Annotated in this window: 12 protein-coding genes; 4 read left to right on the top strand and 8 right to left on the bottom strand. The window is 48.0% G+C overall.

All coding sequences use genetic code 11. The features are described 5' to 3' along the window. Positions 1-75 precede the first annotated feature (75 nt). The 3 genes from RH89_RS06550 (at position 76) to RH89_RS06540 (ending at position 3,231) form a co-directional block, all read left to right on the top strand. Positions 76-1,578, top strand: coding sequence for a sugar ABC transporter ATP-binding protein (locus RH89_RS06550; protein WP_004400434.1), 1,503 nt, complete (start codon positions 76-78; stop codon positions 1,576-1,578). Positions 1,579-1,587: 9 nt separating this feature from the next. Beyond that, positions 1,588-2,601, top strand: coding sequence for an ABC transporter permease (locus tag RH89_RS06545; RefSeq protein WP_022590925.1), 1,014 nt, complete (start codon positions 1,588-1,590; stop codon positions 2,599-2,601). Between the two features lie 120 nt (positions 2,602-2,721). Continuing rightward, the gene (locus RH89_RS06540) at positions 2,722-3,231 is read left to right on the top strand and encodes a MerR family transcriptional regulator (RefSeq protein WP_004400432.1); all 510 of its coding nucleotides are present in this window, start codon (positions 2,722-2,724) and stop codon (positions 3,229-3,231) included. On the opposite strand, the gene RH89_RS06535 is transcribed toward RH89_RS06540, so the two are convergent. The 5 genes from RH89_RS06535 to RH89_RS06515 form a co-directional block, all read right to left on the bottom strand. After that, the gene (locus RH89_RS06535; RefSeq protein WP_004400431.1) at positions 3,228-4,223 is read right to left on the bottom strand and encodes an AraC family transcriptional regulator; all 996 of its coding nucleotides are present in this window, start codon (positions 4,221-4,223) and stop codon (positions 3,228-3,230) included. The genes RH89_RS06540 and RH89_RS06535 overlap by 4 nt on opposite strands. 32 nt (positions 4,224-4,255) lie before the next feature. Next, positions 4,256-5,035 carry an SDR family NAD(P)-dependent oxidoreductase gene (locus RH89_RS06530; RefSeq protein WP_004400429.1) on the bottom strand — a complete coding sequence of 260 codons (780 nt, stop codon included), beginning with the start codon at positions 5,033-5,035 and terminating at the stop codon, positions 4,256-4,258. A gap of 141 nt (positions 5,036-5,176) precedes the next feature. Continuing rightward, complete coding sequence (locus tag RH89_RS06525) at positions 5,177-5,842, bottom strand: 3-oxoacid CoA-transferase subunit B (protein ID WP_004400428.1); 666 nt, start codon at positions 5,840-5,842, stop codon at positions 5,177-5,179. Further along, positions 5,842-6,498, bottom strand: a complete 657-nt coding sequence (locus tag RH89_RS06520; protein WP_004400427.1) for a CoA transferase subunit A — start codon at positions 6,496-6,498, stop codon at positions 5,842-5,844. The genes RH89_RS06525 and RH89_RS06520 overlap by 1 nt, the downstream gene beginning before the upstream one ends. A gap of 4 nt (positions 6,499-6,502) precedes the next feature. After that, positions 6,503-7,711, bottom strand: coding sequence for an acetyl-CoA C-acetyltransferase (locus RH89_RS06515; RefSeq protein ID WP_004400426.1), 1,209 nt, complete (start codon positions 7,709-7,711; stop codon positions 6,503-6,505). A 194-nt stretch (positions 7,712-7,905) separates the two neighbouring features. On the opposite strand from RH89_RS06515, the gene RH89_RS06510 reads away from it, so the two are divergent. Beyond that, positions 7,906-9,060: a winged helix-turn-helix domain-containing protein gene (locus tag RH89_RS06510; protein ID WP_004400424.1), complete on the top strand. Its 1,155-nt coding sequence runs from the start codon at positions 7,906-7,908 to the stop codon at positions 9,058-9,060. Between the two features lie 5 nt (positions 9,061-9,065). On the opposite strand, the gene RH89_RS06505 is transcribed toward RH89_RS06510, so the two are convergent. The 3 genes from RH89_RS06505 to maiA all read right to left on the bottom strand — a co-directional run bounded on the left by RH89_RS06505 (position 9,066) and on the right by maiA (position 11,209). Further along, positions 9,066-9,947 (bottom strand): LysR family transcriptional regulator, encoded by an 882-nt coding sequence (locus tag RH89_RS06505; protein WP_004400423.1) that lies wholly within the window; start codon positions 9,945-9,947, stop codon positions 9,066-9,068. Positions 9,948-10,073: 126 nt separating this feature from the next. Continuing rightward, complete coding sequence (locus tag RH89_RS06500; protein ID WP_004400421.1) at positions 10,074-10,484, bottom strand: hypothetical protein; 411 nt, start codon at positions 10,482-10,484, stop codon at positions 10,074-10,076. 110 nt (positions 10,485-10,594) lie between these two features. Next, positions 10,595-11,209, bottom strand: coding sequence for a maleylacetoacetate isomerase (gene maiA / locus RH89_RS06495; RefSeq protein WP_004400420.1), 615 nt, complete (start codon positions 11,207-11,209; stop codon positions 10,595-10,597). Between the last annotated feature and the right edge of the window lie 143 nt (positions 11,210-11,352).

Raw genomic sequence — 11,352 nt, 5'->3', positions numbered from 1 at the left:
GGGCTGATGGTGATTCTTGCCGTCGCACTTGCCACTAACCGCCAACTGGCGCAGCTCGTCAAATAGGAGTTTCTGATGTTGCAGTTTGTAGACGTAGATAAAACCTTCCCTGGCGTGCATGCCCTGAAAAAAATTAACTTTGAAATTCACCCCGGTGAAGTGGTTGGGTTAGTCGGGGAAAACGGAGCGGGTAAATCGACCCTGATGAAGGTGATTTACGGCGCTTATCAACATGATGGCGGTCAGGTTCTGATAGACGGTCAGCCTGTTAAATTTGAAAACCCAAGACAGGCAATGACTCAGGGGATCGGAATGGTATTCCAGGAACAGTCCCTCATCCTTAATCTGAGTGTGATGGAAAACCTGTTCTTAGGGTTTGAAGACCAGTTCAAGACCTTTGGCATTTTGAACTGGAAAGCCATGGCAGAAGCCGCCCGTGTTCAGCTTAAAAAAGTGAAGCTGGATATTGACCCAAGCGTAATTACTTCAAGCCTTTCTTTTACCCAAAGGCAACTGGTGGAGCTGGCAAAAGTACTGGCACTCGAAGAGCGAGTAGACGGCGATCTAGTGATCTTGCTGGATGAGCCTACATCGGTATTACCAAGAAAAGAGATTGAACTGCTGTTTGCCTTGGTTAGAGAGCTGACATCACGCGCTTCTTTTGTGTTTGTTTCTCACCGAATGGATGAGGTGATCGAACTGTCTGATCGAGTTTACGTGATGAAAGATGGCGAAGTGGTTGAGCACCTAAAGCGTGAAGAATGTGACATCAAAAACATTCAACGCAAAATGGTGGGTCGTGATGTTGATCAGGAATACTACCGCGAAAACAAGCAAAAGCCTTATGACAGCCAGACACCAATTATAAAAGTGAGCCAGCTATCCAAGAGTCAGGCGTATCAGGACATCAACTTTGAACTGCACGCAGGCGAAGTTCTTTGTTTGGTCGGCACTGAAGGGTGTGGCAGCGAAGCGGTGATGAGAACACTGTTTGGTCTGGAGCGACAGGATGCAGGTGAAGTCCTCATCTCTGGCTCAGGCAAGGGGGCAGATAGTGTCACACAGGCAGTCAGCTCTGGAGTGGGGTACATTCCACGTGAGCGTAAGACTGAAGGCATAGTTGGTGGTATGTCGGTATTCGAAAACATCACCTTGTCCGACATGCACAATTACGCCAAGTCGGGTGTATTGGATGTGCCGAAGGAGCGCGCAGTCGCCGAGAAATGGGTATCAAACCTCTCCATTAAAACGCCGACCATCGACACCTTATGCTCTCGTTTGTCAGGGGGCAATCAGCAAAAAGTCGTGCTGTCGAAATGGCGAAATAGTGGGGCGAAAATCATCTTGCTCGACCACCCAACTCGTGGGCTGGACATCGGCGCTAAGGAAGACGTTTACGAAATGGTGCGTGCCCTTTGTGATGATGGCTGTGGTGTGATCCTGATTGCGGACACCTTGGAAGAAGCCATCGGTCTTTCCCATACTCTGTTGGTGATGAAAGACGGTCAGGTCACGCAACGCTATGACAGTGCAGATGGCAAACCGGATCAGCAGGCACTGCTTTTTTATATGGTTTAAGGATAACGGATGTCTAGAACGAAAGTAATGTTGTCAGATAGACAGGAAAAGGAGCCGGGAAAAAACATGTGGAAATCGCTTAAAGGGACAGGAAAGTTGTCGGCCTATTTTCCGTTGATTACCTTGTTGATTCTTGTCTTGCTGGTGAGCTTGTACGATTCGAACTTTGTACGTATTCAGAACTTGCTGCAGCTCACCCAAGATATCTCAACGCTGTTTGTCATGGCATTGGGGATGACCTTTGTTATCTACATCGGCGGTATTGATCTGTCTTCCCAGTCGGTCGCCAGTATGACCACGGTGATTGTCACCCTGCTTCTGCCGACGTTAGGTGTGGGAGCCGCGTTAGCCGCAGTGGTGGTGGGTGCCTTGTTTGGTTTGATTTCTGGTTGGGTTCACGTTCGATTCCGCATTGCCTCATTCATTGCCACGCTGGCAATCGGAGGGATTGCGTACTCGACGGGTCAGGTCGTATCGGGTCAGCGTTCCGGTTATATGGACGCCGCAGCAAGAAACGACAGCTTTGGCTGGATTGTGGGTAATACAGCGGGTATTCCTCACGAGATTCTGGTTGCGGCTGCACTGCTTATCATTTGTCTGGTGATAGAAAAGCGCACCATCTTAGGTCGAAGCTTCAAAGCCGTTGGAGCAGGAGAGCTGGCAGCGGTTGCCAGTGGATTGCGTGTTAACCGAATCAAGATCGCCGCGTTTGCCCTTTCAGGTGCACTTGCTGCTTTCGCCGGAGTGATGCTGGCAGCCAGGCTGTCGGGCGGCTCGCCTACCATGGCGGATCAGTTTCTGCTTCCTGCACTGGTGGCGGTGCTGATTGGTGGTACGCCCCTGACAGGCGGTGTTGGCGGGGTGTTAAATACCTTAGTGGGCGCCATGATTGTTGCCGTAGTGCGCACCAGTATGACCTACCTGCATGTTCCTGCTCAGGCACAACAGATCTTCTTTGGCTTGGTGTTGATAGTCGCCATTGCGCTAACCATCGACAGAAGTAAGATCGACGTACTGAAATAACCCCTTCAAAAATACAATCAGGAAGATGAGATCTTCCTGATTTTTTCTTCTACTCTCTTCTTGACCCGACTATAGGATCAGGGTTCAAAATAGAAGTTAAGAGACAGTGAAGGGTGAGTTATGTTGACAGTGACACAACTGGCGCGAGAGTTTGGTATTTCGCGTGCCACGATTTTGTATTACGAAAAAGAAGGGCTGCTTTTCCCTGCCAACCGTTCTGAAAACGGGTATCGATGGTATGGCACTAGGGAAGTGGAAAGGCTGGAAGCCATTACTTCTTATCGATCTTATGGATTGCCCGTTTCCCGTATTCGCGTATTGCTGGAGCAGAAAGGCAAATCTCAGACGCAGATCCTCAAAGAGCATTTTTCTCAGCTTGAGCAAGAAATTCAGACCCTCCGAAACCAGCAAAAAGCGATCGTTACTTTGTTACAGGAACCGGAAATGCTGACCGAGAATATCGTGACAAAAGCACGGTGGGTGGAGATCATGGAAGCCGCTGGATTCAGTGAAAGTGACATGGTCACGTGGCATCAGAAATTTGAAGCCATGGAGCCGAGTGAACATCATAAATTTTTGCAGTCACTCGGCATCGATGACGAGGAAATAAAGCGCATTCGTGACCTTTAATGATACTGCTCGCGATAGCTTCCCGGCGATACGCCTTTCCAGGTGGTGAACGCGCGAATAAAGGAATTAGCTTCCTGAAAACCCAATAAGAACGAGATCTCGCCCAACGACATCTGGGATTTTTCCAAATAGTGATCCGCCAGTTCAGCGCGAACCGACTGCAATACCGACTGATAGCTTTCCGCTTCGGCAGTCAGTTTTCGCTGTAAAGTTCGTTTACTCATCGCCAGTTTTTCTGCGACAGTTTCAATGGCGCTGTTGCCAGCGGGCAGAGATTCCATCAATACCGCTTTAACACGCTCCGTCGTGGTGGCAGTTGAATCCAGATCGATCAGTTTCTGGTTCAGGCTGGACTCAAAAAATGCCCACATGGCGGCGTTGGAAGTTATAAAGGGTTTCAGCCCATCCTCGGCTGAAAACTGAACTTGCACCTGCTCACCTTGGGTAAGCTTACAGCCAAAATACTCCTCATATTCCTGAACGCTTGGTGGTAGCTTGGGCAAAATGACCTTGGTGGGTTGAACTCGTTCACGAGTGGCTAACCTTGTGAGTTGTGTAAAAAACACCACTTCAGTTAACGCTAACGATTCTGGTAAAGCGCCAACATGCCCGTAACAACTGATGTTCAGGGTGGTGTGGGATTTTGAGAAATCCAGATCCAGAATCATGGGACCAATCAGTGGTTTGTATTGCTGGATGCGTTTCAACGCGGTATTAAGGTTTGGACTGCATATGGAGGCAAAAAGCGGTGGATCGAACGCCTCCACAGACAAGTGCTTCGCAATAAGAAGCGGAAATGCTCTTTCGCCTGCGGCTTTAGCTAACCCCTCCCAGAGCTGGAAATACTCCAGTGGAGTCAACGTTGCGTTTGGGCGGCTGAAAAGGTCCGCAGGTAAGCTCGAATACGCCAGCACTGCGGCAACGTCAATGCCCATGTCAGTAACCAGTACCTTCCAGGAAGGAGATACAACGAACTTGCTGGCTCTTTTCATTGGTTGTTTTCTCTCTTATTAATGGCGTTATATTAAGCGGTCTTTTCCATGGTTTTACGCGATAGCTTCAATACTGTTTTACGCGGCAAAAATGGGGTGATCCAATTTAGCATAAACTTAAGCCCGCCCTCATTGAAAGCCACCAGCTCACCTTTTTCCATCGCGGTGTAGCCACATTCCGCGACGGAACGAGGTGACTTAGCGTTCTTGAATACATCCACGCCTTCAAGGTCGCCAGCAGCTACAAAACCAGTTGCAACTGCCCCCGGGCAAAGTGCGGTGACGGTCACTTTGGTGTCTGAAAGTTCTTCTGCCAATGCCTGTGAAAAAGACGTCACAAAGGCTTTTGTCGCGTAATAGACCGCCTGAAGTGGTCCGGGAATGAAGGAAGCAGTGGAAGAAACATTCAGGATTTGCCCTTGGTTACGTTCTACCATGCCTTTTAGGTACAGGTGACTGAGGTTCATCAATGTGGTGATATTGACCTGAACCATCGACTGCTCGGCAGCAAGTTCTCGTTCATGAAAAAGCCCATGACCACCAAAACCAGCGTTGTTGATTAAGGTATCTATCTGCAACCCCAGAGATTCTGTCTGCTCAAAAACTTTGTTAGCGGCATCTGGCTGAGACAGGTCTTCGGCAATCACATGCACCTCAACTTTGTGGTTCTGTTTGAGTTCAGAGGCGAGGCTTTCTAGCTTGTCTTTGGAGCGAGCCACCAAAACGACATCGCCGCCTTTTTCCGCGTGAATCTTTGCCAGTTCTAACCCAATACCGCCTGATGCGCCTGTGATAAGTGCTGTGTTTGCCATGATGTGTCTCCTAATGTCGAATGCGTTGTTCGTTGATGTAGGAGTATCTTAGCCATTCCAATCGCGCCACTCACTAGCGAAAGACGACAACTCGCTAGCAAATGGCGCAACTTAGTTATGGAATGATGACAATTGGAGCGGTTAGCCGTTCATGATTTTCATCGAAGGGGAAGGAATAAGCGGGGCTTCAGTCTGGCTCTGAACCTCATCGAAACGAACACCTTCAGCGATTTCAGTCATGACCATTCCCTGAGAAGTGATTTCAAATACCCCCAGTTCTGTCACCACCATGTCGACCTGACCAGTGGCGGTTAAAGGGAGAGTGCATTGTTTAAGAAGTTTGGGGTTGCCTTTGGCGGTGTGCTCCATGGCAATGATGACCTTTTTCGCCCCGACCACCAGATCCATTGCGCCTCCCATTCCCGGCACCATTTTCCCCGGCACTATCCAGTTGGCCAGGTTGCCTTGCTCGTCCACTTCTAGTGCACCCAAAACGGTGGCATCGACATGTCCACCGCGGATAATGGCAAACGAGTCGGCACTATTAAAATACCCAGCCCCTTCAACAGCGGTGATGTATTGGGCACCGGCGTTAACCAAATCCCAGTCTTTATTGGTTTCATCCGCCATTTCACCAATACCGAGTAAACCGTTTTCAGCCTGAAAGAGAATCTCTATTTCCGGGCTGATTTCATTGGCAACCAGTGTCGGTAAACCAATGCCTAAGTTCACCACATCACCGTCGTTAAACTCTTGGGCTACACGCTTGGCGATGCGTTGTCTGATTGCCTGTTTGGATATGCTCATCAGGATGCCTCTTTCTGGTAGATGTGGTCGACGTACAAGCTCAGAGTATGAATGGCTTCCGGCTGTATGCTGCCAATCTCTACTAGCTCTATGGCTTCAACAATCACGGTTTCTGCCGCGGTCGCCATAATGGGATTAAAGTTCTGAGTGGTTTTGTTGTAGAAGACATTGCCACGTGTATCGACTTTGGAGCCACGAATCAAAGCCAGATCAGCTTTAAGTGGGGTTTCTAACAGAAAGGTTTCCCCATCAACTTCTACTGTTCTCTTTCCCTCTGCTACTAAGGTGCCCAGCCCAGTCGGGGTTAATACTCCACCCAAGCCAGCCCCGCCCGCTCTTATCCTTTCCGCTAGAGTACCCTGAGGAACAAGTTCAACTTCCAGCTCACCCGAATTCATCTGTGTGCCTGTTTCAGGGTTTAACCCGATGTGGGAAGCGTAGAGCTTTTTTACTCGCTTTTGCGCGATCAGCCGGCTGACACCGTGTTCCGGATAGCCAGTGTCGGTGCTGATTAGGGTGATGCCTTTGATGTCATTCTCGATAAGTAGGTCTATCAAACTCTCTGGCGCACCTGTCGCCATAAAGCCACCAATCATGATGGTCATGTCATCTTTGAGCAGTGAGGCAATGCCTTGTTTGTCGATGCTTTTTTTCATTGGCTTACCTACATGGCTTCACAATCACAGCGGTGCCCATACCACCACCAATACACAAAGACGCCAGACCGAATTCACTATTGTCTCTTCTAAGCTGGTAAACCAAAGTGGTAACAATGCGATTGCCAGAAGCCCCAATGGGGTGACCGAGTGCAATAGCGCCACCGTTTGGGTTACTCCGTTCAGTTATCCAGTGTTCCGATACATCATGTTGCTCGCTAAGCTGTTTAATCACGCCAAGAGATTGAGCAGCAAAAGCCTCATTGAGCTCAAAACAGTCTATCTGCCCAAGCGACATATCGGCTTTTCGCAATGTATTGGCAATGGCGTTAACAGGACCGAGTCCCATTACTTCTGGTTCAATGGCTGCCTGACCGTATTCCACCAACTCAGCCAGCGGCATCAGGTTGTGTTTTTTCACCGCACTGGCGGAAGCCAGCAAAATAGCGGATGCGCCATCATTAATCCCTGAGGCATTGCCAGCCGTTACACTGCCTTGTTTATCGAAAGCGGGACGAAGACCGCCCAGCTTTTCTAGAGTGCAGTCGCGCTTGGGAAACTCATCTTTCGCGATGGTGATTTCGGATTTGCGAGTGGCAATAGTGACAGGGGTAATTTCTTCATCAAAGTGCCCTTGGTCTTGAGCTCTAATGGCTTTTTGCTGGCTGCTGAGAGCGTATTCGTCCTGAAGCTGGCGTGATATATGGAGCTTATCGACAATGTTTTCTGCTGTGATACCCATAGGGTAGTCATGAAACGCGTCGGTCAGACCGTCTTTTAAAATCGTATCGACCACCGTTTGATGCCCCATGCGGTGCCCGCGGCGATTATCACCAGAAAGCACAAACCCGGCGTTGGACATGCTTTCCATACCGCAGGTCATCACCACTTCACAGTCACCCGCACGAATATGGCTGGCGGCATCGGTCAGGGCTTTCATGCCACTGCCACAAATCATGTTAAGGGTATAAGCCGGAACCGATGACGGGATCCCAGCGTGGATCGAGGCTTGTCTCCCCGTTCCCATTCCATTGCCTGCGGTGAGCACATTCCCGACGATCACTTCATCTATTTTGTCGGGGGCAATACCTGATTGCTCAATAGCCGCTTTCATCGCATGTGCGCCAAGTTCAACCGCACTGAGTGAAGACAACCCTCCGTTGAAATTACCAATAGGGGTACGTTTCGCAGCGACGATATAAATGGGTTCCATCTGATTTCCCTTCTTCCGGATCGTGTTAGTTCCAGTGTAGGGAAGTTATTGATGTAGGTGTTACAAGCAGAATTTCAAAGCCACTTTGCATATTTGCAAACTTCGAGGTCTACTAGGGATTCAAAAAAAGAAAGCCAGAATTTGAAAAGGAATTTAAAAAGAATGTGCTTAGAACATCTGGGGAATGTAGGGATATGATGTCGTTATCCAAACCCCAAGCCCGAAAACTTGCATTACTTTCACAAGGGTTACCGCCCAAGTCTCCAAAGTCTCACTCTCCTGCCCACACACTGAATGTGATGGAGCAAATCGGTTACGTACAGATTGATACTATTTCGGTGGTTCAAAGAGCGCATCACCACGTATTGTGGAGCCGAAACCCTAAATATCGACCAGAGCATCTCGATAAACTGATAGCTGACAAAAAGGTGGTGGAATATTGGTCGCACGCCGCTTCTTTCCTTCCGATGAAGAACTATCGTTATACCTTGCCGCGTAAAGTTGCTATCAAATCTGGCGAGCAAGCTCACTGGTATAAGAAAGACCACAAGTTAATGAACCACGTGATTACACGTATTCAGGAAGAGGGACCTTTACTCGCAAAAGATTTCGAATCAAAAGGCACCAAAATTAACGGTTGGGGCGCGAAACCCGCCAAACGAGCGCTTGAGTATCTCTTTATGCAGGGGGATTTAATGATCCCCGAGCGTCGAGGTTTTCAAAAAGTGTACGACCTCACTGAGCGCGTGTTGCCGTCTGATATTGATGTTTCTGTTCCTTCACCTCAAGAACACGCTCGGTTTCTGGTTCTGAACTACCTGAAAGCCCATGGGTTAGGGAGCATTCCCGAGTTTGTTTACCTGCTCAAAAACGTAAAAACAGAGGTAACCAGTGCCATTCAGCAGTTGAATGAAGACGGGGTGATTGTTGAGGTGGACGTAGAGGGGAACTCGTTTTGGGTGCTTTCAGAGTCTTTGTCTTTGCTAGACGCTAGGCTTAACCGCAAACAAGCGAAAATTCTGTCGCCGTTCGATAACTTACTGATCCAAAGAAAGCGTGCCAGTACTTTGTTTAATTTCGATTATCTGATTGAATGCTATGTCCCTGAAGGCAAACGCCAGTACGGGTACTTTTGTCTACCCATTCTCTGGAATGGAGCCCTTGTAGCAAGAGCTGACTGTAAAGTCGATAAGAAAACCGCCACACTAAATGTGCTTCATTTATTTCTCGAACCTTCGCTCAAAAAGAAAGCGGACTTTCTGGAGGCGTTAGAGCAGGAGCTAGCGAGCTTTAGTGCGTTCAATCAATGCGAACACTTTAAAATCTGTAAGATCTCGGAGTGCAGGTAAACCTGCTACTCCAGCAAGAATGACTTAAAAAGTTTGGCGGCTGGGGAAGCCTTATGCTGAGGTTGATAATATAGGTTAAGACTCCACTGACTGGTTTGGTACTCGTCTAGCAGCCGAACCAGCTCCCCCGTTTCGAGTTTGGGCTGAACAATGAATTCCGGCAGATAGGCAATGCCCGCTCCTTTCAATACGCCCTGCAACAATAAATCACTGTCGTTCACCTCCAGCGATTTTGGCACTTTGACAATCAAAGTCTCTTTATCTTTTTTGAATATCCAGTCGTTACTGCCTGTCAGCGTGGTTGCGAACAGGCACTGGTGTTCGGATATATCGGTCGGAGCGTTTGGTTTTCCGTGTTTCTCAAGATATTTTGGTGAGGCGACAGGAATAAAAGGATCGGACATCAACTCTCGGCGGACAAGGTGAACGTCTCTGTCTCGGTATCCCTGATAATGGGCGTTTGCGCTGATGATGAGATCCGCTTTATCAGAGTAATCCAACGCCCAGGGGGTCACATTCAGGTTAAACGTCACCTTGGGGTGCGTTTTCATGTACTCAGAGATCTTGTCCATTAAGAAGTGGTTGGCGTACACAGGAGTACAAGCCACATTGATATGCCCATTGGTTTCACTTTGAAAACCTTCCAGCTTGCGACGAATTTGTTCCGTGTTATCGACTATAGGGGCAAATTCATCAAACAGAGTCTGACCTGCTGGGGTGGGAGTGAGCAGCCGGTTAGAGCGATGGCACAGTGTCATCCCAAAGTGTTGTTCCAGTTCCTGCAACCAACGGCTTCCGGCGGACACAGAAAGTTCAAATTCTCTGGCAGCAGCCGAAATAGAGCCAGTGCGAATTACCGAAACAAAGAACGCCATTTTGTCGAGCATATCAGACCCTAGATACTGAAACCTTTATCTGGACTTTAAACGAAACTGCGAATTCTTGGTTCAGAAGAGAGTGAAAATGTGAATTTGAGTGGTGTTCAGTCCTGCAAAGCAGGGCGTAAAAAACGGCTATTGGGGTATAGAATCGCACGTTATAAGAAGTTTGTTATTACCTTTTCGAATTGTAATGTGAGACGACATACTGCCTTCGCTTTGTTCCCGAATTGAACTTCGTGTTATGAGCACTTCATCGTTTCTCTTGATGATAGTGTTAAACGCACTGACAAACGGCTTAGAAACGGAATGTTCAACAACGACTGCGTTCGCTAACGAAACTTCAATATCTGGGTATGAAAATAGCGAATAGCTTTCTGATTTATAGTCGGGCTTTAGAGCGACAGGTTTGGCAATAACCATCTTTCCTTCGCCCTGTAAGTAACCTTCGTTTAATAGCGCACAGCTAATCTGTGATGCAAAAACACTTGGTGCAGAAAATCCTGCGAACAAGATAACTAGCGATGTAGCAAAGGCAATTTTCATCACAATTCCAAAGTCATTTTTATGGAGCGTTACTCTAAATCAAAAACAGCATGGCTTTTAACTAGCCATGCTGTTTTGCGATCGGGTGTAGACGTTATCGATTTAAATTCTTACTTCGGGCTCGGATCCGAAAAGGCAGATAGGGCAAGGCAGTTGCTCTCTATTTCTTTCAGCCTTGGGTACGCCGCCAGATTGAACTCAAATCGGTGCGCGTTAAAGAGTTGCGGTATCAGGCAGATATCGGCAAGCGTTGGGCTCTCACCACAGCAGAAAGTTGAATCAGATTTAGACAGCTTTTGCTCCAAGCCATTAAAACCTTCTTTTAACCAATGGTGATACCACGCCATTTTTTCTTCCTCGCTGTGCCCCAATTCACCAGTCAGGTGTTTCAGTATGCGGAGGTTGTTAAGCGGGTGAATGTCGCAGGTAACATCGTAAGCTAGTGCGCGGCATTGTGCTCGTTCAACTGGGTGTTCAGGTAAAAGTGGCAGCTCTGGGTAGAGTTCATCAAGGTACTCGATGATGGCCAAAGACTGAGTGATGATGTTGCCCTGCGTTTCTAAAGCGGGCACTAGTCCAGCAGAGTTCACATTCAGATACTCTGAACTTTTCTGATCACCATCCAGTAAAGAAACAGGGATAGACTCGCAGTCCACCCCCTTTAGGTTCAAAGCAATCCTCACTCTGTATGCCGCACTGGAACGAATGTAATCGTACAGTTTCATTGGTTTTCCTTAATCCAATTGATATTTGGCAACCGTTTGATCAATCTTTCCGAACAATGAATTGCCGTCTTTATCGAACATTTCAATTTCCACTCTATCACCGTACGTCATAAACGGAGTTAAAGCCTCACCTGTGTCAATGA

The sequence above is a fragment of the Vibrio nigripulchritudo ATCC 27043 genome (genome assembly GCF_000222685.1).
Taxonomy (GTDB): Bacteria; Pseudomonadota; Gammaproteobacteria; order Enterobacterales; family Vibrionaceae; genus Vibrio; species Vibrio nigripulchritudo.
The sequence above is the reverse complement of the archived record's forward strand: the minus strand, read 5'-3'. Positions and strand labels throughout refer to the sequence as shown.

Excerpts from the sequence above, each read along its gene's own strand:
- RH89_RS06525 (WP_004400428.1), bottom strand. The coding sequence starts at position 5,842 with ATGAGCATATCCAAACAGGCAATCAGACAACGCATCGCCAAGCGTGTA.
- RH89_RS06545 (WP_022590925.1), top strand. The coding sequence starts at position 1,588 with ATGTCTAGAACGAAAGTAATGTTGTCAGATAGACAGGAAAAGGAGCCG.
- RH89_RS06510 (WP_004400424.1), top strand. The coding sequence starts at position 7,906 with ATGATGTCGTTATCCAAACCCCAAGCCCGAAAACTTGCATTACTTTCA.
- RH89_RS06500 (WP_004400421.1), bottom strand. The coding sequence starts at position 10,484 with ATGAAAATTGCCTTTGCTACATCGCTAGTTATCTTGTTCGCAGGATTT.
- RH89_RS06505 (WP_004400423.1), bottom strand. The coding sequence starts at position 9,947 with ATGCTCGACAAAATGGCGTTCTTTGTTTCGGTAATTCGCACTGGCTCT.
- RH89_RS06550 (WP_004400434.1), top strand. The coding sequence starts at position 76 with ATGTTGCAGTTTGTAGACGTAGATAAAACCTTCCCTGGCGTGCATGCC.
- RH89_RS06535 (WP_004400431.1), bottom strand. The coding sequence starts at position 4,223 with ATGAAAAGAGCCAGCAAGTTCGTTGTATCTCCTTCCTGGAAGGTACTG.
- RH89_RS06530 (WP_004400429.1), bottom strand. The coding sequence starts at position 5,035 with ATGGCAAACACAGCACTTATCACAGGCGCATCAGGCGGTATTGGGTTA.
- RH89_RS06520 (WP_004400427.1), bottom strand. The coding sequence starts at position 6,498 with ATGAAAAAAAGCATCGACAAACAAGGCATTGCCTCACTGCTCAAAGAT.
- RH89_RS06540 (WP_004400432.1), top strand. The coding sequence starts at position 2,722 with ATGTTGACAGTGACACAACTGGCGCGAGAGTTTGGTATTTCGCGTGCC.
- RH89_RS06515 (WP_004400426.1), bottom strand. The coding sequence starts at position 7,711 with ATGGAACCCATTTATATCGTCGCTGCGAAACGTACCCCTATTGGTAAT.
- maiA (WP_004400420.1), bottom strand. The coding sequence starts at position 11,209 with ATGAAACTGTACGATTACATTCGTTCCAGTGCGGCATACAGAGTGAGG.